The sequence below is a fragment of the Streptococcus oralis genome (assembly GCF_001579525.1).
In the GTDB taxonomy this organism is placed as follows: domain Bacteria; phylum Bacillota; class Bacilli; order Lactobacillales; family Streptococcaceae; genus Streptococcus; species Streptococcus oralis_M.
Window position 1 is genome coordinate 596,272 of record NZ_KQ970788.1, and the last position, 24,619, is coordinate 620,890.

Annotated in this window: 24 protein-coding genes; 1 reads left to right on the forward strand and 23 read right to left on the reverse strand. The window is 41.3% G+C overall.

Features of this window, described 5'->3' with window-relative positions:
• Positions 1–47 precede the first annotated feature (47 nt).
• The 16 genes from SORDD25_RS02920 to pbp2b all read right to left on the reverse strand — a co-directional run bounded on the left by SORDD25_RS02920 (position 48) and on the right by pbp2b (position 16,821).
• Positions 48–428 (reverse strand): hypothetical protein, encoded by a 381-nt coding sequence (locus tag SORDD25_RS02920; RefSeq protein ID WP_009730427.1) that lies wholly within the window; start codon positions 426–428, stop codon positions 48–50.
• Positions 429–755: 327 nt separating this feature from the next.
• On the reverse strand, positions 756–3,548 hold the full coding sequence (gene ileS / locus SORDD25_RS02925; protein WP_061852560.1) for an isoleucine--tRNA ligase: 2,793 nt from the start codon (positions 3,546–3,548) through the stop codon (positions 756–758).
• 253 nt (positions 3,549–3,801) lie between these two features.
• The gene (locus SORDD25_RS02930) at positions 3,802–4,596 is read right to left on the reverse strand and encodes a DivIVA domain-containing protein (RefSeq protein ID WP_061852561.1); all 795 of its coding nucleotides are present in this window, start codon (positions 4,594–4,596) and stop codon (positions 3,802–3,804) included.
• 16 nt (positions 4,597–4,612) lie between these two features.
• The gene (locus SORDD25_RS02935) at positions 4,613–4,867 is read right to left on the reverse strand and encodes a DivIVA domain-containing protein (protein ID WP_000028988.1); all 255 of its coding nucleotides are present in this window, start codon (positions 4,865–4,867) and stop codon (positions 4,613–4,615) included.
• An 8-nt stretch (positions 4,868–4,875) separates the two neighbouring features.
• On the reverse strand, positions 4,876–5,667 hold the full coding sequence (locus SORDD25_RS02940) for a YlmH family RNA-binding protein (protein ID WP_061852562.1): 792 nt from the start codon (positions 5,665–5,667) through the stop codon (positions 4,876–4,878).
• Complete coding sequence (locus SORDD25_RS02945) at positions 5,664–5,924, reverse strand: YggT family protein (protein WP_061852563.1); 261 nt, start codon at positions 5,922–5,924, stop codon at positions 5,664–5,666. Before SORDD25_RS02945 ends, SORDD25_RS02940 begins: the two co-directional genes overlap by 4 nt.
• Positions 5,924–6,454: a cell division protein SepF gene (locus SORDD25_RS02950; RefSeq protein ID WP_049478468.1), complete on the reverse strand. Its 531-nt coding sequence runs from the start codon at positions 6,452–6,454 to the stop codon at positions 5,924–5,926. The genes SORDD25_RS02945 and SORDD25_RS02950 overlap by 1 nt, the downstream gene beginning before the upstream one ends.
• A 9-nt stretch (positions 6,455–6,463) precedes the next feature.
• On the reverse strand, positions 6,464–7,135 hold the full coding sequence (locus tag SORDD25_RS02955) for a YggS family pyridoxal phosphate-dependent enzyme (protein ID WP_061852564.1): 672 nt from the start codon (positions 7,133–7,135) through the stop codon (positions 6,464–6,466).
• Between the two features lie 3 nt (positions 7,136–7,138).
• A complete protein-coding gene (ftsZ, locus tag SORDD25_RS02960) occupies positions 7,139–8,395 on the reverse strand; it encodes a cell division protein FtsZ (protein ID WP_000144263.1) in 1,257 nt (418 codons plus the stop codon).
• A gap of 16 nt (positions 8,396–8,411) precedes the next feature.
• The gene (ftsA, locus tag SORDD25_RS02965; RefSeq protein WP_000196346.1) at positions 8,412–9,782 is read right to left on the reverse strand and encodes a cell division protein FtsA; all 1,371 of its coding nucleotides are present in this window, start codon (positions 9,780–9,782) and stop codon (positions 8,412–8,414) included.
• Positions 9,783–9,998: 216 nt separating this feature from the next.
• Entirely contained in the window at positions 9,999–10,703 is a 705-nt protein-coding gene (locus SORDD25_RS02970; protein ID WP_061852565.1) for a YwaF family protein, read from the reverse strand.
• Positions 10,704–10,899: 196 nt separating this feature from the next.
• Positions 10,900–11,511 (reverse strand): NUDIX hydrolase N-terminal domain-containing protein, encoded by a 612-nt coding sequence (locus SORDD25_RS02975; protein WP_061852566.1) that lies wholly within the window; start codon positions 11,509–11,511, stop codon positions 10,900–10,902.
• Positions 11,498–12,871 (reverse strand): UDP-N-acetylmuramoyl-tripeptide--D-alanyl-D-alanine ligase, encoded by a 1,374-nt coding sequence (locus SORDD25_RS02980; protein ID WP_061852567.1) that lies wholly within the window; start codon positions 12,869–12,871, stop codon positions 11,498–11,500. Before SORDD25_RS02980 ends, SORDD25_RS02975 begins: the two co-directional genes overlap by 14 nt.
• A gap of 83 nt (positions 12,872–12,954) precedes the next feature.
• Positions 12,955–13,998 carry a D-alanine--D-alanine ligase gene (locus SORDD25_RS02985; RefSeq protein WP_061852568.1) on the reverse strand — a complete coding sequence of 348 codons (1,044 nt, stop codon included), beginning with the start codon at positions 13,996–13,998 and terminating at the stop codon, positions 12,955–12,957.
• 173 nt (positions 13,999–14,171) lie between these two features.
• Positions 14,172–14,768 carry a recombination mediator RecR gene (gene recR / locus SORDD25_RS02990; RefSeq protein WP_000966754.1) on the reverse strand — a complete coding sequence of 199 codons (597 nt, stop codon included), beginning with the start codon at positions 14,766–14,768 and terminating at the stop codon, positions 14,172–14,174.
• A 10-nt stretch (positions 14,769–14,778) separates the two neighbouring features.
• Positions 14,779–16,821, reverse strand: coding sequence for a penicillin-binding protein PBP2B (pbp2b, locus tag SORDD25_RS02995; protein ID WP_061852569.1), 2,043 nt, complete (start codon positions 16,819–16,821; stop codon positions 14,779–14,781).
• 255 nt (positions 16,822–17,076) lie between these two features.
• Between pbp2b and SORDD25_RS03000 the strand changes: the two genes are divergently transcribed.
• A complete protein-coding gene (locus SORDD25_RS03000; RefSeq protein ID WP_061852570.1) occupies positions 17,077–17,928 on the forward strand; it encodes a MurR/RpiR family transcriptional regulator in 852 nt (283 codons plus the stop codon).
• Positions 17,929–18,169: 241 nt separating this feature from the next.
• On the opposite strand, the gene SORDD25_RS03005 is transcribed toward SORDD25_RS03000, so the two are convergent.
• The 7 genes from SORDD25_RS03005 to SORDD25_RS03035 all read right to left on the reverse strand — a co-directional run bounded on the left by SORDD25_RS03005 (position 18,170) and on the right by SORDD25_RS03035 (position 24,481).
• Positions 18,170–18,934: a class I SAM-dependent methyltransferase gene (locus SORDD25_RS03005; RefSeq protein WP_061852571.1), complete on the reverse strand. Its 765-nt coding sequence runs from the start codon at positions 18,932–18,934 to the stop codon at positions 18,170–18,172.
• 328 nt (positions 18,935–19,262) lie between these two features.
• Positions 19,263–20,147, reverse strand: a complete 885-nt coding sequence (locus SORDD25_RS03010; RefSeq protein ID WP_061852572.1) for an ROK family protein — start codon at positions 20,145–20,147, stop codon at positions 19,263–19,265.
• Positions 20,148–20,164: 17 nt separating this feature from the next.
• On the reverse strand, positions 20,165–21,082 hold the full coding sequence (locus tag SORDD25_RS03015; protein ID WP_061852573.1) for a dihydrodipicolinate synthase family protein: 918 nt from the start codon (positions 21,080–21,082) through the stop codon (positions 20,165–20,167).
• A gap of 170 nt (positions 21,083–21,252) precedes the next feature.
• Positions 21,253–21,897 (reverse strand): YesL family protein, encoded by a 645-nt coding sequence (locus SORDD25_RS03020; protein ID WP_061852574.1) that lies wholly within the window; start codon positions 21,895–21,897, stop codon positions 21,253–21,255.
• Positions 21,898–21,917: 20 nt separating this feature from the next.
• Positions 21,918–22,370: a NanQ anomerase/TabA/YiaL family protein gene (locus SORDD25_RS03025; RefSeq protein WP_061852575.1), complete on the reverse strand. Its 453-nt coding sequence runs from the start codon at positions 22,368–22,370 to the stop codon at positions 21,918–21,920.
• 389 nt (positions 22,371–22,759) lie between these two features.
• Positions 22,760–23,599, reverse strand: coding sequence for a carbohydrate ABC transporter permease (locus SORDD25_RS03030; RefSeq protein ID WP_001183243.1), 840 nt, complete (start codon positions 23,597–23,599; stop codon positions 22,760–22,762).
• 15 nt (positions 23,600–23,614) lie between these two features.
• Positions 23,615–24,481: a carbohydrate ABC transporter permease gene (locus SORDD25_RS03035; RefSeq protein WP_161801140.1), complete on the reverse strand. Its 867-nt coding sequence runs from the start codon at positions 24,479–24,481 to the stop codon at positions 23,615–23,617.
• Positions 24,482–24,619 lie beyond the last annotated feature (138 nt).

Genomic DNA, 24,619 nt, shown 5'->3' on the forward strand with positions numbered 1-24,619 from the left:
TTCTCGATAGAGGATGAAATAGTTCCGTCCAAATAATTGGAAAACTACTACTCTTCAATTACAAATTTTTTCAATGTTCCAAAGTAAAGTGAACCACCAATAATGGTTAGAATTCCACCTACCCATCCCAAAAATGGAATCAAGCCAACCGCACCACCTACAATGAGCAAAACAGAAGGTGCATTCGTAACACGTTCATCATCTTTATAATAAACAATAGCCACAATTCCCAATACTAAAACAGCAATTTTAACCAATGACAAAATAATTGAGAGCCCTGTCAATGTCCCAACCGTTACATCTGCGTCTTCAGTTGCCGCAGCAGCTCCAATAGCCATGATAAACATGATGACTGGCGCTAAAAGCAATACAATTCCTGAAATAAGACCAAAAATAGCATTGACACGAGCAAGTGTATTTGTTTTCATAATAATCTCCTTAAAATTTTTATAGGTATTATTCTATCATAATTTATCTAAAAATTAAACAATCTTATAAAATTTTATAATAAATATTGATTTTCAAAAAATAATTTTAAGTTCTATAGTCTCTTTATAATTAGTAGAAATATAAAATTATGAGAAAACTGAATAGTTGATTATGTTAATTATCTACACGGTCAGGCCAGGAAGAACTTCATTTGAAGAAATGGACTAGTAAATTTTCCCATGATAAAACGCATAATATCAAAGCACTTGAACTCTTGATATTATGCGCTTTTTATGATTTTAGCGACCTTTCTCAGTCTATTCTGATTATTTCGCTTCAAATCCTTCTGCGACTGCATCTGCAAAGTTTTCTTCTACGATGCTTGCACAGTGGTCACAGATAACTGCATGGTAGCTACGTTCAGCAGTAGTTGGATCGATACGACGGCAGCGATCACATACTTCACCTGCAGCGCGTTCAACTGTGAAGGCTACATCCTCAAAGCTGACTGCGCCTTCTGGAGCTGTACCTTCAGCGATAGTCAATTCTGACACGATCAAAAGTTGAGCTACATTGCTATCCACTGCTCCAAGAAGAGTTTTCACAACTTCGTTTGGATAAACTGTCAAGTGTGCTTCAAGCGATTTTCCGATTACTTTTGCATTACGTGCTTCTTCCAAGGCTTTTTGAGCTTGTCCACGGAAGTCCATGAAGGCTGCCCATGTATCCAAGATTTCTTCTTGGTTGGCAAAAGTTTGAGCCTCTGGTAATTCAGACAATTGAACGAAGTCTTCAGCTTCAAACTCAAGATATGACCAGATTTCCTCTGCTGTGTGAGGAAGAATTGGTGTCAAGAGTTTGGTGATTTTGACAAGAATGTCATAGAAGACAGTCTGCATTTGACGGCGTTCGAGTGATTTGGCACCTTCAATGTAAACAACGTCTTTAGCAAAATCAAGGTAGAAGGCTGACAAATCAACGTTGATGAAGTTCACCAAGGCCTTGTAGATTGTCAAGAATTCAAAGTTGGCATAAGCATCACGAATCGTTTTCACAAGCTGGTTAAAGCGAATGGTCATGTACTTGTCAACAGAACGAAGCTCATCGTAAGCTACTGCGTCTTGAGCTGGGTTAAAGTCAGATGTATTGGCAATCAAGAAACGAAGAGTGTTACGGATCTTACGGTAAGTTTCAGAGACTTGGCTCAAGATATCCATAGAGATACGCACGTCGTTGCTTGAGTCCACACTTGTTACCCAGAGACGCAAGATTTCCGCACCAAATTGTTTTTCAACATCACTTGGAGCAATGGTATTTCCAAGAGATTTAGACATCTTCTCACCTTTACCATCAAGGGCAAAACCTTGTGACAAGATTTGTTTATATGGAGCAACGCCATGGTTAGCAACAGATGTGATAAGTGATGAGTTGAACCAACCACGGTACTGGTCAGAACCTTCAAGGTATAGATCTGCTGGGTATTTAAGTTCTGGACGGTTGACCACCACTCCATTCCATGATGAACCTGAGTCAAACCATACGTCCATGATATCTGTTTCTTTCTTGAACTCGCCATTTGGTGAACCTGGATGAGTAAATCCTTCTGGCAAGAGGTCCTTAGCATCACGTTCCCACCAGATGATAGAACCGTGTTCCTCAAAGAGTTGAGCTACATGTTCAATCGTTTCAGCTGTCATGATTGGCGTTCCGTCTTCAGCATAGAAGATAGGAAGGGGAACTCCCCAAGCACGTTGACGAGAGATAACCCAGTCGCCACGGTCACGAATCATATTGTAAAGACGAACTTTACCCCATTCTGAGTGGAACTTCACTTTTTCAATTTCGTCCAAGATTTCTTGGCGGAATTTAGATACAGAGGCAAACCATTGTGGAACAGCACGCCAGATGATTGGTTTTTTCGTACGCCAGTCAAATGGGTATGAGTGAGAAATTTCTTCCTGAGCAAGGAGTAAATCACCCAGTTTTTCGATAACAGTCGGCACAACCTTGTCATAGAACTGACCCGCAAATTCAGGACCAGCATTTTCCATCATAATACCGCGTTCGTTAACTGTTACAGCAACTTCCAAGCCGTTGGCAACACCGACATTGTAGTCGTCCTCACCAAAACCAGGGGCTGTATGGACAATACCAGTACCAGAGTCAGTCGTAACGTGGTCACCAAGGATTACCAACTCATCTACAGCCGTATCCCAAGGGTGAGCTGTCACGATTTGGTTGAGTTCTTGACCACGATAGGTCGCCAAGACCTGAACATCAGCCCAGCCAAATTTCTCAGACAAGCTATTCAACAATTCTGAAGCAACTACAAACTTACGAGATTCACCAGCTGGTTGTACCAATACATAATCAATATCTGCTCCAACTGTCAAACCACGAGATGCTGTGATAGTAAATGGTGTAGTGGTCCATACGACAATATAAGTATCCGTATCTAGAACACCTTTTCCGTCTTTGACGCGGTTAGCATAGTAAAGGGAAGTTGAAAGCAAGTCATGGTATTCAATTTCCGCTTCAGCAAGAGCTGATTCAGATGACCAAGACCAGTAAACTGGCTTGGCACCACGGTAGATGTAGCCTTTCTTAGCCATTTCACCAAAGACACGGATCTGAGCCGCTTCATAGTCCGGAGTCAAAGTCACATAAGGATTTTCCCAGTCACCAGAAACACCCAAACGTTTAAAGTCTTCACGTTGTTTATCAACTTGAGAAAGAGCGTACTCACGGCAAAGTTTCAAGTACTCAACCAAGTCCATTTCTTTGCGTTTAACACCTTGTTTTGCCAAGACTTGCTCGATTGGCAAACCATGTGTATCCCAACCTGGGATGTATGGTGCGTAAAATCCAGACATAGACTTAGAACGAACAATAATATCTTTAGAAATCTTGTTCATAGCATGTCCAACGTGGATATTTCCGTTTGCATACGGAGGTCCATCATGCAAGGTGAAATGAGGTTTTCCTTGGTTCAATTCTTGACGACGTTGGTAAAGTTTTGCTTCTTCCCATTCTTTTTGCCAAACTGGTTCTTTAGTTGGAAGACCAGCACGCATAGGAAAGTCTGTTTTCCCTAGATTGAGGGTTTCTTTAAGTTTCATTGTTACTCCTTTAATTTAAAATGACAAATTAAAAACCACGATCCGCAAAAAGGACGAAAATCGTGGTACCACCTTTGTTCGAAAAAAGACAGGGTCTCTTTTCCTCTTTTCCCGTAACGTGGGGGACGTCCAGTCTTACTGCTTTCAGACCGGATTTTTGTTGAGAGGATAATCTAACCACTAGGGATTGCAGGACTCTCACCATCTCCCGCTCGCTGAAAATATAGTTGGTTCGATCTTGTTCTCACATTTTTTATAGGATAAGAACAGATTCTTTGTTAGCATCGCCCTCAGTTGCCGCAGTAGCTTCTACTTCAACTGACTCTTCATGCTGGTCAATTTCTTCTGTCTGTTGATTTTGTTGAGCCTCAAACTCAGCTAATTCTTTATTGCCAGCCTCGATACGAGCTTGCAATTCAGCAACCTCTTCTGGTGTGAATTGACGAGTCATATCAATAGGCTCTTCCTCTGGTTGTAAAGATACAGATTCACCCAGAACTTCACCCACCACTTCTTTAAAGGCTTCATCACTTGTCTGAAGGTAAGTAGCTGTTGGGCGAAGAATATCTTCCCAATCAGATGACTCGACAATAGCCAATTGACTTTCAATCGTAGACTTGAGGCGTTGATGGAATACACGGCTCTTGTTCTTCAACTCTTCTGTCTCAACAGCCACTCTCTTCGCATTATCTGTTGCCTGACGGAGAATTTCATTTGCCTTGTATTTCGCTTCTTCAAGCAAACGCTGAGCGTCTTGTTCAGCTTGTTGAATAATATTGTTTGAACGTTCTTGAGCAGCTTGTTTGACACGCTCAGCTGTATCTTGAGCAATCAAAACCGACTGACTCAAGGAATCCTTCATCTCATCAAAGTAAGACAAACGTTCTTCCAAATTTTTGATGTGCGTTTCTTTGTCGTGATTGCTACGAACCAAATCTTCATAGTCACGAACAACGATATCCAGAAATTCATCTACTTCTTCTGGGTCAAAACCTCTAAATCTTGTACCAAAGGTTTTATCTTTAATTTCTAACGATGTAATTGGCATACTTTTCCTCACTTACTTAATAAAAAATAGAATCATTAATTGCTTCTGGTTCTTGCTCGCTTGTTACTGTTCTCTTAGGAATATCATTCGTATAATAGGAAAGACGTTCTTCTAGTTTTTTGATATAGAGTTCAGTTTCATCTTTGTATCGAATCATCTCCTCTAATTCAAAGTAAATCTTATCAAGAAAGAGGTCAACTTCTTCCTGATTGTAGCCTCTGAATGTTCTTGAGAAAGCTTTATCACTTATTTCTTGTGGTGTAATCGACATATTTTTTCTCACTTGCTTAAAAGTAGCCGGACTGTTAGTTTTTTCTTATCCTTTTTGGTCTGACCATTGTCTTTGACAATTTTTAGACGACCAAACTTTCTCACACTGATCAAATCTCCAACTGCAACCTGGTAATCACTTTTTTCAACCAGATGATAGTTTACCTGGACAGATTTTTTCTCTATCAGTTGACTAGTTTGGTTTCTAGATAATTTCAAGGCACTTGATAAGAGGGCATCCAATCGAAAACTCGAAACTAAAATTTCTCGTTCTCTATAATCAATTTTAGACAAAATCCTATCGGTAAAAGGACGTTCCTCCAGCGATACAGGAAGTCTGCCAATCTTTCTTATTCCATCCTGAAAAAGAGGAATGAAATCACGATTGACAAAAATCTGTGCTCTCTTTTCATCTACCAAGATATCACCAAATAATTTACGGTCAATTCCTAGTTGGTTGATGATTGTTCCCAAAATTTTTCCATGACTCAGTTGTTCAAACTTACTCGGATAGCAAATTTCTAACAGGGTCATTTCAAAATCTGATATCTCCGGTTCAAAGTAATCTGGATAGAGAAGAACTCGAACCGACTCTGTCGGAAGAAAATCACCACTACTTTGGCAACCCAGTCCATATGTCCCAGCTAGTACCCTCAAAATCTGTTCCTGATGGGGATTGATAAAAGGAGTAAGTACCGGCGCATAGGTATCTTCTACCCGCTTGATCCACTCTAACCCCTTATCAATAAAGGGAATATCATCTTGGGAAAAGTGCTGATAAATGGTTCTATTTGCTGTCATAGTAATAGGACTAGTCGTGTTAAGATATTTCCAACAAACTGAATCAGAATTAGCGCTGCCCAAACTGTAAAATCAAGACCAGCAAATTGTAGATTGAGCTTACGAAGTGGCTCAATAACTGGGCGAGCAAGTCTGATAACTAGGCGTCCCAGCTGGCTTTCATAGGCATTTGGAAACCATGAAAGAAGAGCAAATGCAACGAGAATGATGGAATAAATGCTAACCACATTTTGGATTAAACGGATTAAGAAAATCATTATCTTGCTCTATTTCGTTTAATATCAAAACCAAACTCAGCGCTTTGTGATTCATCTGGAAGCTTGATATCTTCAATATTCACGATAACGTTGACAGGAGTCAATAGATACATCGTACTCGCGACTTTTTTCATATTTCCAGCCAAGACATGACGGGCTCCATCCAAGTAATCAAGGCAACGACGGGCTTGTACCTCTGTCATATATTGGAAATCAATCAAAATACTTTCATTTCCAGCCAACAAATCTACAATCTCAGTTGCATCTTCATATTTTCTTGGATAGCGAACGTCGATTGTTACTTTCTCATCAGAACGATGGCTTTGCATCGCCAATTCTTGCTGACGCGCATGAAGACGAGTAATATTTGCATCTTTTGCTGATCCTGACTGAGCAGGTGCTGGTAATTCCTTAGAAGTTGAGACGGCCGGACGAACTGTTTCCTCTTGTTGAGGCTGGTAGTTAGTTGTTTCCTCTCCATCTTCTGTGAAATAATCTATAAATTTATCGAATTTATCTTTTAAAGACATAGCTCTCTCCTATTTAAAAAATGCTGTACCGATTCGAACAAAGGTTGAGCCGAACTGAATGGCTTCTTTGAAATCACGACTCATTCCCATACTGAGTTCTGTCATCGGCATATTAGGGATTTGTTTTTCTCTAATTTCTGCCTGCAGAGCTTGTGTTTCTTTGAAAATTTCTTTCAATTTCTCACTATCTGCCTCAAAAGGAGCCATGGTCATTAAACCAACATACTCAATCTGATCTAACTTAGCCAATTCTGGCAAAAGTTCTAGCAATTCTTCTTTTGAAAACCCATGCTTGCTTTCTTCCCCAGAAATATTGACCTGCAAGAAACACTTGATAACCTGGTCTCTTCTCTTTTGAATTTCCTGAGCCAATTTTAGGGAGTCTAAAGCATGAAAGTAATCCACATATGGGATTACTTCTTTTACTTTCCGTCTTTGTAGTGTTCCTATTAAATGCCAAGTGACTGGATAATCTTTCAAGGCCTGATATTTTTCTAAGAATTTATCAACTCGATTTTCACCTATATGACGGACACCAAGCAGAAGCAAGGCTTCCGCTGTTTGTATGTCTACATATTTTGTCACTGCAATAACTGAAACAGCATCTAAAGCACGGTTTGCTTCTAGACTAGCATCAGCAATCTGCTGAAATACTAATTCAGTATTTTTTTTCAAATTCATTGATTAACGATTTTTGAAGAATGGAGGTGTATCCAATTCATCTTCATCTTGTGAAACTGGTGTTTCGAAGCGTTCTACTGGTGAAACAACTGGATCTGTTTGGCGAACAATAGACTCACGACGCAAGTCCCAGTCTCCAAAAGCAGACGCTTGGTTTGTTTCAAAACGACGTGGGCTTGATTTAGGTAATTCTGCTGTCTCTTCCAAGTCGAATTGACGGTCAAATGTGTGCGCTTGTGGAGCTTTAGTTGTTGGACGTCCAACTGGTTGGTTGTTACGAGCTCCAACTACTTTTTCCACGCGCTCTTGACGAACACCTGTCGCTACAACTGTAACACGGATTTCATCCTTCATGCTTTCGTCAATTGATGTTCCAAGCCAGATGTTTACACCTTGGCCAGCTGCTTGGTTGACAATTTCTGAAGCTTCTTCTGCTTCAATCAAGGTCAAGTCAAGACCACCAGTAACGTTGACGATGACATCCTCTGCACCATCGATAGTTGTTTCAAGAAGTGGAGAGTAAATTGCTTTACGAGCCGCTTCAACAACGCGTTCTTCACCACTACCGATACCGATACCCATAAGGGCATTCCCTTTGTTGGCCATTACAGTTTTCACATCAGCAAAGTCAAGGTTAATCAATCCTGGGTTCGTGATCAAGTCAGTGATCCCTTGAACACCTTGGCGAAGGACATTATCTGCTTCGCTAAGAGCTTCAAGAAGTGGCGTTTTCTTATCAACGATTTCAAGCAAGTTGTTATTAGAGATAATCAACAAAGTATCAACATGCTCGCGAAGTTCGTTGATTCCTTCTACAGCGTACTGGCCACGTTTGCTTCCTTCAAATCCGAAAGGACGTGTCACAACACCAACTGTAAGAGCACCAAGATCTTTAGCGATACGTGCAATAACAGGGGCTGCACCTGTACCAGATCCACCACCCATACCTGCAGTGATAAAGACCATGTCTGCTCCAGTGATAGCTTCCGTCAAAGCTTCTTCACTTTCTTCTGCAGCTTTACGTCCAACTTCTGGACGACCTCCAGCACCCAAACCACGAGTCAATTTTGGACCAAGTTGGATAACTGTTTCTGCTTTCGTACTGCTAAGGGCTTGTACATCAGTGTTGGCTGCGATAAATTCTACACCAGCAACACCTTCGTCAACCATGCGGTTGATGGCGTTACCACCACCACCACCGACACCAATTACCTTAATAACTGCGCCTTGAGCTGCTGCTGTATCAAATGAAAATGTCATAATTTCTTATCCTCTTTTATTCATCAAACATGCTTCCGATTAAACCACGGAAACGTTCTGTTAGCTTCGGTTTACTTTGAGAACTTGCTTGGAATTCTTCCTTAGGAGCAACTGGAGCTTCCTGCACAGTTTCAGCTGGAGCTGTTTGTGCTGGACTTGGTTGCGCTACTGGATTCAAACGTTGATTTGGAATGCCAAAGTTTATTGGTTTTTGACGAAGGAATTCATCTCCTTTAACTGCTTTTTGGGCAAGAAGATTGACTTCAGTCAATTTACCAGCAAACTCAGACAAGCTAATCACGTGCGCAAATGCAGGGTTGCGAATTCCAACTTGATTTGGTACATAGAGTTTTACGCGAACACCAAATACTTCTTGGGCTAATTCAACAATTCCTGGCAAAATTGCATTTCCACCGATAAGGACGATACCTCCTGGCAAATCTAACAAGTGTCTTCTTTCCAACTCTTGTTTGATTTGGTCAAAGATATGTTTGATGCGTGCTGAGATAATTTCTGCCAAATAGCTTTCTGTTACTTCAACAGGTTCTACTTCACCAATTACTTCAACTTGGAAAGTTTCGTTACTTGCAAGTGGAACGTAAGCTTCACCATAGTTCAGTTTCAAACTTTCTGCAATTTTTTGAGATGTTTTCAAGACTTTAGAAATGTCTTTAGTAACGTAATCTCCACCTTCTTGGTAGATGTTAGTGAACTGCAATTCTTGGTTGCGGATAGTCGCTACAGTAGTCTGACCTCCACCCATGTCAATGACAGTCGCACCAAATTCACGTTCACCTTCATTGAGAACGGAATTCACGATTGCCAAAGGTGAAATAATCACATTATCAACATGAATACCCACACGCTCAACTGTCTTGCGAAGATTGTGTAAAATCGTACGAGGACCTGTGTAAAGCAGACCACGCATTTCCAAACGGACACCCATCATACCACGAGGGTCACGGATTCCTTGGAAACCATCCACGATGAATTCTTCTGGAATAAAGGTAATCACTTCACGATCAGGAGTCATGCTCTTTGTCAAAGCTGATTTGACAACATTCTCAACATCCTGGTCTGTGATTTCTTTGGTATCTGAAGTAACAGGAATCATTCCTTGTGTTGGTTCGACCTGCAAGAGGTTTGCTGGAAGTCCAACGTTAACAGACTTAATAGAAATACCAGCTTTCTCTTCTGCCTGTGTGATTGCTGATTTGATCGCTGAAGCAGCTGCTTCAATATCAACAATAATTCCGTCTTTGACACCTTTACTTTTGGCGTTACTTACACCAATTACGTTTACTTCGCCATCTCTATGCTCAGCTACTAGCACTTTAATTGAGCTAGTTCCGATATCTAAGCCTGTAAAAAAACCATCTCTAGTCATTACATCGCATCCTCTCTGTCTTCCAAGTTTCTCACTTCTATTTAATAACTATACTTGGGCATAGCTATTCACAGAATATTATAACACAAAAAATCCGATTGTGCTCAGATTTTGATAAATTTCCTAGTCATTTTTCGCTTTTTATTTCTATCTTTTTTATCTTAACAGCCTAACTTAAAAAAAGTATCGTTTTTTACAAAAAAAGAAAGCTTATATTTAAGCCTTCTTCACAAGTATTTTTTCTGCTTTCTGCTCTACAAAAACTTCTAACACTTTCTTGGTCAAACTAATAGCTGTAGCTAATACCAGCGACACAATCAGATAATTAGCAACTAAGCCATGATCACCAACCAATGGTGGCTTTGTCAAGAATCCATAATCTCCACCTACAACTAAGTTGACAACCCATATCAAGCCATTTAAGGCGAAAGTAATCACCACCACATTCTTCAAATCGAGAAGGGAAGGTTGATAGTTTCTAAACAAGTATAGGAGCGCATTTCCTAAAAGGGCAACATGTCCGATAATGAAAGACAAAATGGTCACGTGTGGAAATGGGTAGAGATCAAAGAGTGGGTAAGCCAGTGCCGCTGTTGCTCCAAAAGTTCCTAAAAGGGCAAAGTATTGTTTGTACTTGGATGTCCCTGGAATCAAGAGCATCACAAACATGGCGATACGGCAATGATAGAAGGGCAAACTTTCTGACAGAGGCATGAGATTGCCCCAATACCAGCTATACAGAACAATCAGTTGAACAGACTGAAGGATCTGAATAAAACGCTGGTAAGCCACTTTATCGCGAAAACGATAAGAAGCATAGAAAGTAAGAGCCAGTAAACATAACAAACCAATGTACCAGTGGAGTTCAAACTGGGGCGGTTCTGATATCTGTGTGGTAAATAATTTATCCCACAAATTCATATTCTATTCCTCGTTCATCTAGCTAGAGGCAGTAAAAAAATTCACTCCCCCCAGCTTTTAATTTTTTTGAAAAACTGGATTCCATGCCATGCATAGAACACTTGCGCCTTAAATTCGCAACCTATTATATCATTTGTATTGCAGAAATGCACCTTGCAGATACCCTTTTTTGATTTGTCAACTTCTCTAGCATAAACTAATCAACATATTGGTCCCTTTGTCCTTTATAAACCTGCCAAAGAATCTCCATTTGCTCCTTGGTGATGCGTTTTTCAGATAAGACTGGCAATTGGTCAATGGCAAAAAATTGAAGCTCAGCAATTTCTTGATTCTCTTGAAATTGTCCATCAAGAAGCTTACATTCAAAGACAAACTTTGCATATTGTTTGCTCTGCAGTTGGAAACGATTGGTATCAAAAACTGCAAGTAACCTTTCAGCTTTTGCTGTAAAGCCGGTTTCTTCTTCAATTTCTTTAAGAATATTTTCGGTTGGAGAGTAGCCGACTTCACCAAAACCACCTGGCAAAGCCCAACTATCCTCCCCTTTTCCTCTAACTAAACAGACTTTTTCATCCTCAACAATCCAAGCACGGACGTCCATCAGAGGAGTTGCATAAGCGGACGTTGGTTTCAAGACTTCTGCCACTTCTTCTGCATCGAGGTCTGATACCTGATTCAACATTTCAGATAACAGACTTCGCAAGTCTTCGTAGCGCTCACGGTCAAACGGATCTTTTGTAAAGGTTAATCCAGTATCCGTAATGGCTAGCATTCTTTGCAGATACTTGGCAAAATCACTTGCATTCATTTTCTAAACTTTCTACCAACTTGGCTAGATTCATAGAGTTAGAACCTTTGAGCAAGATTTGGTCATTGGCACCGAGACTTTCCTTGACTTGCTTTACTAGGTCTTCAAATTGGTCCTCGTCAGCTGTTTTTTTGAAGTAATAAACGTGGCCGATTGGGAACATTTGACTAGCCAGTTGGCTTAATTCCGCAATATCTTCTCCATAGAAAATAACGGTATCCAGCACATCTGGCGAGAGGCTCAAAATCATCTGGTTATGGAGCTGAACAGACTGGTCGCCGAGCTCCTTCATGTCTGCTAGAACAGCGATTTTTTTGCCACCTTCGTTGGCTGGAATAGCCGAAAAAGTCTCCAAAATCAACTTCATCGCTGTAGGATTGGCATTATACACATCTGACAGGATATCTGCTCCATTGGCCGCTTTCTTCCACTCGGTACGATTACGGGTCAATTCAAGATTCTGGAAGGCCTGACGAATTTGCTCTTCTGAAACTCCTTCTTGTATAGCCACATAAGCAGCAATCATAGCATTGGTGGCATTGTACTTACCTGTCACTGGCAAATCGAGGGCTTGTCCCAAAAAATTAGCCTTAAAGGTCAGACTATCCTTGCGCTCAATCAAGTCTGTGACTTCTAACTCAGCTCCTGGCCCAAATCGGACCAACTTTTTATCAGCTGGCAAGTAGTCCTCGACAATCGGATCGACTGGTGCTAAGAGAACAGAACCCGGATCCATGCCATCTGCAATCTGCATTTTTCCTTTGGCGATTTCCGAACGGTCTTTGAAAAAGGCCAAATGAGCCTCTCCAACCAAGGTCACAATGGCTGTCTTAGGATGAGCCAATTCAGACAAGAGATGAATATCTCCCAAGTGATCCTGTCCCATTTCCAAGACCAACTTTTCAGTATCATCTGGCATATGAAGAACTGTGTAAGGAAGACCAATTTCGTTATTGTAATTGCCTTGGGTTTTGTAGGTCTTGTAGGTTGTTGATAGTAAATGTGCCAACATATCCTTAGTCGTCGTCTTGCCATTTGAACCCGTAACGGCAAAGACATCAACTGCCGTTTTTTCAAGATAGTAGGCTGCGAGGGTTTGAAAGGCAGACAACACGTCATCTACTAGAATGTAGGGATAACCTTCTACTTCCTTCTCAGACAGGGTTACTGCTGCTCCATTTTCAAAGGCTGTTTCGATAAAGTCATGACCATCACGCGCACCTTTGAGTGGCACAAACAAATCTCCCGTCCCAATCAAACGACTGTCAAACTCAGCTTTTTCTAACTGGGTGTCCTCAAAGATGCTGACATCATTTTTAGCTCCAACGGCTTGGGCAATTTCATGGATCGTTAATTTCATTTCTACTCCTTTAAAAAGGGGTGAAGTCCACGAACTCGACTCACCTAACAGTGCTAGTTCTAACTCCTACCCTCTCTTTCATTTTATAGCAAATGCGCTTCGCGCTTGTCAAAACTTTGCTTAGCAAGGTCAACCAAACGCTCGATTAGTTCTGGGTAGCTGATTCCCATATTGTCCCAAAGTAGTGGATACATAGACCACTGGGTAAAACCTGGCATGGTATTGAGCTCGTTTAGGAAAATCTCGCCCTTATCGGTATAGAAGAAATCACAACGAGACAGACCGAGGCCACCAATCGCACGGAAGGCTGTTTCAGCATTTCGACGCATGACAGCTACCACATCATCACTAATCTTGGCTGGGATGTCCATGGTAATCTTGTTATCGATGTATTTGGCATCATAGTCATAAAAGGCAACATCCTTGACCACTTCACCAGGAAGCGTGCTCTTCACATCGTAGTTGCCCAAGAGACCAACCTCGATTTCACGGGCATTCACCCCTTGCTCTACCAAGACACGGCTGTCATATTGGAAGGCAAGCTCCAAGGCTTGACGGAGTTCTTCTTGGTTTTCAGACTTAGAAATACCGACACTTGAACCCATATTTGACGGCTTCGTGAAGACTGGATAAGTCAATTTTTTTTCAACTTCAGCGATTTTAGCAGTCACATCATCGCCTTCAACGATAGCCACATAAGGTACTTGAGCAATCCCGACAGATTCTAAAACACGCTTAGTCGTGATTTTATCCATGGCAAGACTAGATGACAAGATATTGCAGCCGACATAGGGCATTTTCAAAACTTCAAGGAATCCTTGAACAGAGCCATCTTCTCCCATAGGACCATGAAGAACTGGAAAGACCACTGCACCTTCTTCATAGATGGCACTTGGCGCTATTTTCTTGTCCCAGTCAATAGTCGCATTGGTCATGAGACGATCTTCTTGACCTGGAGTCTGGCTAAATTCTTGCGTTTTGATAAAGTCACCTGACTGACTGATAAAGAAAGTCTTGACTGTGAAACGGTCGTAGTTGACCGCACGCATAACACTTTCAGCTGAAAGGACAGAGACTTCACGCTCTGCACTACGCCCACCGTATAAAAGAATAATTGTTTGTTTCATATTGCTTGTCCTAATTCTAATAGAATACTCGTTCTTTAGTATATCATATTTGCTTCTTTTTTGAAACTTGAACATGGTACTAGAATTTAAGAAACATAAAAGAGACCTATAACATCAAAATCGGTCTCCTTAATTTTCTTATGAATAAATTTAGTTCGTAAATTTGTCTACTCCTACAACTCTGTCCGATTTTCAATGGCTCGTAAGAGTGTGACTTCGTCCGCATACTCGATATCTGCTCCCACGGCTAGTCCTCGTGCTAGACGAGTGACCTTGATACCAGCTGGCTTGAGGAGACGAGAAAGGTACATAGATGTCGCTTCCCCATCTGCCGTCGCATTGGTTGCCACAATCACCTCTGAAACCTCACTATCCATGAGACGAGTCATGAGACTCTTGAGGTTGATATCGTCTGGGCTGATACCATTCATCGGAGAAATGAGGCCGTGCAAGACATGATAGAGTCCATGGTATTCTTGGATGTTTTCCATAGCAGCCACATCGCGACTATCCTCTAGTACCAAGATGGTTGTCTGATCACGAGTCGGATCTGTACAGATCGAGCAAGGATCATCATCCGTTAAACGGCCACAGATGGAACAATAGGTTAATTCCCGCTTAGCAGACAGGAGATTTTTGGCAAATTCATTGACATCGTCATCAGACATTCCAATGGTATAGAAGGCTAGGCGGGTAGCCGTTTTAATCCCGATGCCTGGTAACTTTGAATAGCTATCAATCAGCTTGGCAATAGGTGTTGGATACAGCATAAGTTCCTTTCTAATTCATTGGATGGTGTTGGTGATAAAGATTGATAATGTCGCGTGCAATCGAAGGTCCGACACCGTTTGTAAGGTTGGTGTTATGAGGAAAGACGACTGCGACCGCGATTTGAGGATTTTCGGTTGGTGCATAGGCAACTGCGTTGGTATTATTGGCTTTTTGACCGCCATTAACGTAACTTTCGGCAGTACCCGTTTTCCCGCTGATGGAAACGGCTGCGCCATTTGAAAAGGCACGACCAGTTGTCAGAGCACTCGTTCCATGCGAAACTTGATAGAAACCTTGGTGCAAGATAGCCATATCGGCTTCTGAGATATTGACCTTGTTCATTTCCTTGGCAGCTGTTTCCTGAACTAGACTGCCTAAGCCACCTTGGTCATTGTTGCCATAGATTCCTTCAACGATGTGAGGAGCCAAGCGCACACCATTGTTTGCGATGGTTGCGACATACTGGGCTAACTGCATCGGTGTATAGTTATCGAACTGCCCAAAGGAATTATTGATATAGTTCCCCAAATCAAATTCTTTTGGCGTAAATCCTGTGGATTCATCTGGGAGGTCAATCCCTGTTGAAGCTCCGAGTCCGTATTCCCCAAAGGTTGATCGCAATTTGCCCATTGCAGTCTCTAACTGTCCCGTTGCAGCCACCATGTTTGGCGTGTAGGTCTGTCCCATGATTCCTAGCGCGGTTTGAACCATGTAGGTATTAGAAGAGTACTCTAGAGCCTCAACTGCTGTGATCGGGAAAGAGCCATAGGACAAGGTGTACCATGAATTGATAGGGGCCGAACCTTGGAAAACAATCGGCTGGTCTGTCAAGGTTTGATTGCCTGACAAGACTCCGTTTTCCCAACCAGAGCTGATGGTCGCTGCCTTAACAACAGACCCTGGCACAAAGACATTGGTTATCGTTCCAAGCGAATCTGAACTTAATTTCCCGGATTCGACATCATGCTTGACACCTGACATCGCCAGAACTGCACCGGTTTTAGGATTGAGGGCTACAGCGTAGACTCCTTCAGAATATTTGGCTCCACCGTTACCCAACTCCGAGTTAAAGTAGCTCTTAAGTAGGTCATCCACACTATTCTGGAAAGCTAGGTCAATCGTTAACTTGATATTGTTTCCTTTGCTTCCTTCTTCGACATTTTCCACACTTTCCATATTTCCGTGCTTGTCGAGGTGGATTTCCTTGACGGAGCGTTTGCCTTGAAGAACATCTTCATATTGCTTTTCAAGATAGGAAGTCCCCACTCGGTCATTGAGAGAGTATCCTTTCTTGAGATAAGCGTCAACTTCCTCTGCTGGAAGACCTGACTTTTCACTGGAAACACTACCGACGATAGACGATAAAGAAGTGTCCAGTACTTTTCGGTCCCATGAGGTTGAAATGCTAATGCCCGGTAATTCCTTGGACGCAGAAGCTACAAGTGCAACTTGCGTATCATCCAAGGCATCTGTTGAAATGGTTCCAGTTGCGAAATTTCCAACTGCATTGAGCTGGCTAAAGAGATAGATTTCCTTTTTCTGATCATCCGTATAGTTAAGCTGACTCACGTTGATACTTTCAACCGCATTATTATAGAGGGTCGCTTCCGATAAGCGATTTCCATCTGAATCCAGGCGTTTGTCACTTGGAAGGGCCTCGACTGTCTTCTTGTAGATTTCTTGGTCAGCTAAGTAATAGTCCGCAATCTGACGGTCTGTGAGTTCAGGGGAAGTGACATTCACATACGTCAGCAGTTTTTTAGCCGTCTCCTTTAACTCTGCTGCCGTCATCTTATTGTTTCGTGTGAAAGAAACAACTTGCTTGAGTGTGTTTTCTACCAAGGGTTTCCCTGTTGCATCGTAGATTTGGCCACGAGCCGAACTGGTTGTCACCCTTGTTTGGCTGGCTGAGGCCAATTTTGTTTCATAAAAATCCTTATTGAGCACCTGCATGTATAACAATCGACCAATAATGACCATAAAGAGCAGAATGACAATCGCAAATAGTAAATTAAGCCGAATCGGAATCGAATGGCTATTAAATTTTCTCATACAACTAAGACTCTTTTCTAGAAAAATTCCCGATTTCCACCTTTATTTTCCCTAAAATAATAGAGTAAATAGGTGAATCTCAGTACATTTCATTGTACCATATTTTACGGAGAAACTCTTGGAAAAGTCGAAGCATTTTTTGACTTTTAACTGAAAATGCCTTTTTATTTGGTTATCTTATTTTCTATGATATAATGATAGTAATAGTTAGGAAAGCGTTAACCTTTAAGACTTTGACTCATAAAAAGGAGCCTCATGAACAAGCCAGATATCGCAACCATAATCGATCTCCATTTTGAAGAATTAACCGAGCTCGAGCAAGAAATCGCTCGTTATTTTTTACAAACTGAAACAATCCAAGATGATCTCTCTTCTCAGCAAGTTACCCAGAAATTACATATCTCCCAAGCAGCCTTGACCCGCTTTTCCAAAAAGTGTGGTTTTACAGGCTACCGAGAATTCGTCTTTCAATACCAGCATCAGGCTAGTAAACCGGACACTCATTCGCACAAACACAGTCCCTTGACCAAACGTGTTTTGCGAAGCTACAGTATCATGCGAGAACAAACACAGGATTTGATCGACGAAGAACAACTGGAACGCGTCGCCCAATTAATCGATGACGCAGAACGAGTTTACTTCTTTGGGACGGGAAGTTCTGGTCTGATAGCCCGTGAGATGAAACTGCGCTTTATGCGATTAGGTGTGGTCTGTGAAGCTTTGACCGACCAGGATGGCTTTGCTTGGACGACTAGTATCATGGATGAAAATTGTCTGGTACTTGGTTTTTCCCTATCAGGCACTACCCAATCCGTCCTCGATAGTTTGCTGGACGCCAAGGAAATGGGGGCCAAGACCATTTTATTTACCAGCGCTCCAAACAAAAACAGTCAGGCCTATACCGAAACGGTCCTTGTCGCAAGTCATAGTCAATCTTCTTACATCCAGCGTATTTCCGCTCAACTCCCTATGCTCATTTTAATAGATTTGATTTATGCCTACTTTTTAGAAATCAATCGCGAGAGCAAGGAAAAAATCTTTAACAGCTATTGGGAAAATAAAAAACTCAACGGCTATCGTAGACAAAAACGTGTTAGAAAATCCTAGTTTGGTTGAGCCAAACTAGGATTGTTTTGTCTTGATACTCTTCGAAAATCAAATTCAAACCACGTCAGCTTCACCTTGCCGTACTAAAGTACTGCCTACGGCTAGCTTCCTACTTTGCTCTTTGATTTTCATTGAGTTTAAAATGATAGTAGGCTCCCAACATCCCTGCTGTATTTTGGTGATGGACAAATTCTAATCGTAAAATAAAACGAGCTATTCTTCAGAAGTACGTTCTATAATATCATAGTTTAATGCAGAGTGTAGCGATGTAGTCATTTCCATACTGTGACAAGCGATGTCTTTTGTCACACGATTCATAAAAATCAATCATAGCGAGGTCATTTTTTAGTTGTCCTCTAATCTGACTTTCTAAGGTATGGCTAAATTCATATCCATATTCTGGATTGATGGTGATTTTGCCTTCCTCTTCAAGCTCTCTTGAATTAAAAGGTAGTGAAAACTTTAAAAGTAATTCCTCATCAGGTTTGTCCCATACAATGTCAGCATCATACATGTATATCCAGGGATTCATAAATCCGACCATTAAGAGTCCGCCCTTTTTCAATACGCGAGAGGCTTCTTTATACATGTTATCTAAATCTTCTATATATACATTTGAAACCGGATTAAAAATAATATCAAAAGTTTCATCTTCAAATGGAAATGCTTTTGTCATATCGCTTTGAACCGTATTGATTTTTAGGCCTTCTCTTTTTGCAACCATCTCGTCTCTTTCTAATTGTGATTTAGAAAAATCCATGATGGTGACATCATAACCTTTTGCAGCAAAAACGGGACCCTGCTGACCACCACCACAAGCTAACCCTAATATCTTTTTCCCCTTGGCTTTTTCAAACCATTCTATCGGAACTTTTTTCCCAACAGTTAAAGCAACAGAAATTGGATGCTTTCTAGCTTCTTCTAATTCTTCCTGTGTCAATGGCTCAGTATAGTCATTTTTGACATTATTCCATCTATCTTCATTTAATTTTATATAATTATTCATCTTACAATCTCCTCGTAATTGTATATGATTTCGATTTCAGGTGAATAGGTTGCCATTACATTTTCTCACCTCTAGAAATTCTAATTTGTCAATTTTTCGTCCACCTCATTATATCATTTTTCCACATTTTCCCATTTACTCAAGCTAATTATCAATTAAATGGATGATAGAATTGCTCTCGCCTTAACTTCTCATGCAAGTCGGTTATTTTCTCCTAGTTTCTCACGATTACCTCCTTTGGCTTAAATTTTTCAATAAAAAAGAATTAAGTAAAACAGTTTTCACTCAAGTAGTGATTCAGTGTTTTTCTTAATTCTATAGTTCCAAACTAGGATTGTTTTGTCTTGAAATGGTAATAGGCACCCAACATCCCTGCTGTATTTTGGTGATGGGCAAATTCTAATCTCGTCTTTTCAGCTAGGCTTGGCACCAAGGCCGCCTTCAAGGCTGTGCGGATCTTCGGTTTGAGAATAGCCTCTTGCCCCATAATGCCGCCACCGAGAATGACCACTTCTGGATTGGCCACATAGCAAATATTTGCCAGACCTTTTCCTAGATAGTCTACCATGCGGTCAATCCCAGCCATACAGATCTTGTTTCCTTCGGTAGCTTCCTTGAAAATGCGTCGGCCATTCCACTGGTCAACTGGATCTCCATGAGCTACTGCTACATATTCTACTAAGGCTGTCGTAGAAGCAAGATCCTGAAAAGCTCCATCCTGCATGTGCATATAACCAACTTCGCAGGCTGAATTACTAAATCCATGGAAGACCTTCCCACCCATAATCAAGCAACCACCGATACCGGTTCCAATGGTCAAGCAAAGAGTGACACTCGCTCCCTTGCCTGAACCAGATACTGCCTCAGCCAGACCTGCACAATTGACGTCATTCTCAATCTCGCAAGGAATATTAAAACTCGTCTCGATTTCCTTCTTGAACTGGGTTCCTGCATAGTTGGGAATCTGAGGACCAGCGTAGAAAATTTCCCCCTTATCAGGATCCACCATTCCTGCAGAAGAAATGGCAACACCTGCTACTGGGCCTTTTTCTAAATAGCTGGCTACGATATCTTTTGTCTTTTGTAAGATATGAGGTCCACCCTTATGCGCCTCAGTTGGCATTTCATGCGATTCAACAAGTTGGCCTTCTTGGTCAATCAAACCATATTTGATATTGGTTCCACCGATATCAATTGCAACGTAGTGTGTCATAAATACCTCCTTATGGATTAGAGGAAGCGCTCCTTGGTTTCACGAATCAAGGCTGCAGCTGCTTCTACAACTGGTCGATCTTCTTCAGTCACTGGTGTCAATGGTGAACGAACTGATCCAATGTTAAGTCCTTCATTGATCTTCAAGACTTCTTTGATGACACCGTACATATTTCCATGTGCAGAAGTGAGCTTGCCAATGATTGCATTGATAGCGTATTGCAATTCACGCGCTGTTTCCAAATCTTTCTCAGCAATCAACTCATTGACTTTCAAGAAGAGTTCTGGCATCGCACCGTAAGTACCACCAATACCAGCTTTGGCACCCATGAGACGGCCACCTAGGAACTGTTCATCTGGACCATTAAAGACAATGTGGTCTTCTCCACCAAGACTGACAAAGGTTTGGATATCTTGAACTGGCATAGAAGAGTTCTTAACACCGATAACACGAGGATTCTTCAACATTTCAGTGTAAAGGCTTGGAGTCAAAGCAACACCTGCCAACTGAGGAATATTGTAAATAACATAGTCTGTGTTTGGTGCTGCAGCACTAATGTCATTCCAGTATTTGGCAACTGAGTACTCAGGCAAGCGGAAGTAAATCGGTGGAATCGTTGCGATAGCATCTACTCCCAAGCTTTCTGCGTGGCGAGCAAGTTCCATACTGTCTTTGGTATTGTTGCAAGCTACGTGAGCAATGATGGTCAATTTTCCTTTGGCAACTGCCATGACTTCTTCCAAAATCAACTTGCGATCTGCCACACTTTGGTAGATACATTCACCAGAAGAACCATTGACATAGAGACCTTGAACTCCCTTATCAATGAAGTATTGAACCAAAGCACGTGTGCGCTCTGGGCTTACTTCTCCTTGATCATCGTAACATGCGTAGAAGGCTGGAATGACACCTTCGTATTTTTTCAAATCTGACATAGATTTTCTCCTAAGATTTCTTTTTTCTGCTGAGAGCAGTTCTATTTTTTACAAGTTTAGTATACACCTTGTGAAAATCGCTTTCAATATCTTGTATACACTTAGATTTTAGTTTCTACTTGTATTTTAGAAACTATAACGATTGAAAGTAGTTTCAGAAAGATCTCATCCTACTGGTATTTTGCGAAAATTTTCTCCATCAATCCTACTTGGAGAAAGACCAGCAAACCAAAACCAAAGAGTATAAAGGCTGACCCACCCAGAAGGAGAGTGAAGGCGGATAGATAAAGAACCATCACAATGAGAAAGAGAATGGCTAACATGAGGAAGAACCATGGAAAGTTAAAACTTGCCAAGATAAGCCCTTTTTGCAGCACTTCTTTCCAAGACAAATCATAGCGCGCAGCGATGGGATAACTAGCCAGCATCACGAGAGTGAGGAAGATGAGAATCCCCAAACAAATAGCCTTGACAATCTGGAAAGGCAAAGCAGTCTGTCCCCAGAAGAGATAGAGGTCTAGAAGGCTTAATGACACAATGCCCAACTCTAACAGACCTAACTGAAGCCCCAGTTTCAGATTTTGCTTGAAGGCTCTTAGATAGGTTCTGAAAACTGGAACTCGTCTGCTTCTCTTAATCTCAAACATGGTTTCATAGAGGCTGATTTTCGCCACTCCAATCGTCACAATGGGCAAACAAGAGACGACAAAAAGAAGATTGACTGTGACGATATCCAAGACCTTCTCACTGAAACGCATGAGAAAATTATCTGTATCAAATGCCGCCTTGATAAGGCTTACTCCTTTTTGTGCCATGTTTGCTCCTCCTGATTCTTTTAATCAATCAAAATTTTAAAGAGATATTTGCGAACCTTCTCTTCCATACCTGCATAGCCATTTGGCTGATGCGGTTCTCCTGGGAAGAAAATCGCAAAATTGTGATAGCCCAACAAGAGTGGGTATTTTTCATGACAATGGACAAAGCCAATGTCGCTCGCTCCGTCGAATGCTACTGCTTCGTCTTTGATACGTGAACCGTAGCTCGAATATTCATGTCCTTCTACCAGCAAGTGCAAGTCTGCATAGTTCTTATGGTGCTCAAACTGATCATTTTCAGCTTGATTGAGGACATTTTCCTGAACAACTAGAAAGACATTGTCCCCGTCAATCTCATACTTACCGAGTTCGAAAGAATCCTTACGGTGCTGGTAGAGATAGTCGATAGCCTTGTCTAGATTGGGATGGATTCCCTTGTAAAAGGTGATGTTTTTCAAATCGTCAAAAATCATACTGTTTCCTTCGTTTCTGATAGTTACTATTTTTCAGTTTCGAATTATCCTTTCTCTATTTCCCTGTAACAGTGCGGACGGAAGCAAATTCCTTCGGAATTTCATTCCTAATTTTTGAGCCTTTTGCTCTTTCATCGTCAGTCTCAAAAATTCCGTCTAAGATAAGCGTAAGATTCTTATCTTAGATACCACTAAAGCGGAAAATAGTTACCATAAAACGAACCTACTCTAACTAGTATCATGAAAAGAGTTTATTCTTAAGTTTATAAGTGTCTGACAAAACTTCACAAAGTAACTGCATACTCTCCATTTTGTAGACACTTATAACTCTATATTTCCATGGCATGTCAAGACCACTTCTGCAATCTTGATACACTAATTTACTTTTCTTAACCTTTGACCGCTCCCATAGTAATACCCTGAGTGAAGGATTTTTGGAAGACAAGGAAGACGGTTACGATTGGTACGGCTGCAAGAGCTGCACCCGCCATGATCAAACCATAGTTGGTTGCCATTTCGGCCTGCATGGTCGCAACCCCGAGTGAGATAGTCAAGTTTTGACGTGAAGTCAACATAACCAACTGCATAAAGTAGTCGTTCCAAGTATTGATGAAGGTAAAGATCGCAAGAGCTGCAAATCCTGGTTTCACGATAGGGAAGGCTACGCTCCAGAAGGTACGAATCTCACCACAACCGTCGATTTTAGCTGATTCAAGCAATTCTGTCGGGATGTTTTCACTGAACTGTTTCATGAGGAAGACCCCAAATGGCCATCCGATCAAAGGCAGTATAACTGCCCAAAGAGTATCGTGAATTCCCATGAAGTTGACGATACGTACCAATGGTACAAGGACAACTTGTTTTGGAAGCGCCATGGCAGCGATAAAGACTGCAAAGAGGATGCGTTGACCATAGAAACGTTTCTTAGCCAAGACATAACCTGCTAGAGAAGAGGTTGCACAGACTAAGAACATGGTTACCAGTGAGATAAATACAGAGTTCCACATCCACTGCATAGCAGGGTTTTGCACCATGAGTTGTTGGAAGTTCTCCATGGTTGGCATTTTAGGGAACCACTGTGGCGGAATCATAATGGTATCAGGCTGTGATTTGAAGGCACCTGTCAAGATCCAGTAGAATGGAAAGATGAACAGTACGGTCAACAAGAGCAAGATAATCGTTGAAATAACAGTGAAAGCTGTTAAGGGTTTCTTTTGTGTAGGTTGCATAACTGTCTCCTTTCTTTAGTATTCTACGTCGTTTCCGAGGATCTTGAATTGAGCAAAGCTGACAATGGCAATCATCACTGCCAAGAAGACACCGATGGTATTTGCATAGCCGTACTCTGTCAATTGGAAGGCTTTTTCGTAAAGATAGTACATCAAGGTACTTGTTGAATAGTTTGGACCACCAGAAGTCAACAACTGAATCAAGGCGAAACATTGGAATGAGTTGATGGTTGTGATGATCGCGATGTAAAGAGTTGTTGGAAGAAGGCTAGGCCATTTGATTTTCCAGAAGACTTGAAATTCAGTCGCACCGTCAACACGCGCTGCTTCAACAAGTGAGTTGTCAATATTCCCCATAGCAGCGATATAAAGGATAATCGGTTGACCAACAGATGTTGTCAAAAGGATAATCATAATCGCTAGCAAAGCCCAGTTTTTGTCACCCAGCCAAGAAATGTTTTGGCTGATGATGTGGCTTGACTTAAGGACAAAGTTTAGAATCCCTGATAGTGGGTCATAGATCCATTTCCATACAACCGTTACGGCAACACTACCTGTAACTACAGGAAGGAAGAAGACGAAACGATAGAAAGAACGGGCAATGGCATTTTGATGATAGGTTTGAGATGCTACAAAGAGCGAGAAGAGAACCACAATCGGAACAGATCCAATAACCAGGATAACGGTATTGATCAAAGACTTCACAAAGACAGGGTCTTTAAACATGCGAATGTAGTTGTCCAAGCCCACAAACTCAAATTTAGTCATGGAGTAGTTAAAGAAACTTGTAATGAATCCCATAATCATAGGAGCCAAGACAAAGATGACAAAGAAGAATAACACTGGTGCTAGGAAAGCGTAGGAAATCACTGTTTCCCGCATACGAATTTTATTGACTTTCACAGTCGGCACCTCTCTTTCAAATAGAATAGTTTTTGATTTTCTTGAACTGTTTTAAAACCAAAATGAAATTTTTTAAGATTCGCTTATGTAAGAACTTCATTTTAATTTCGTGACAGT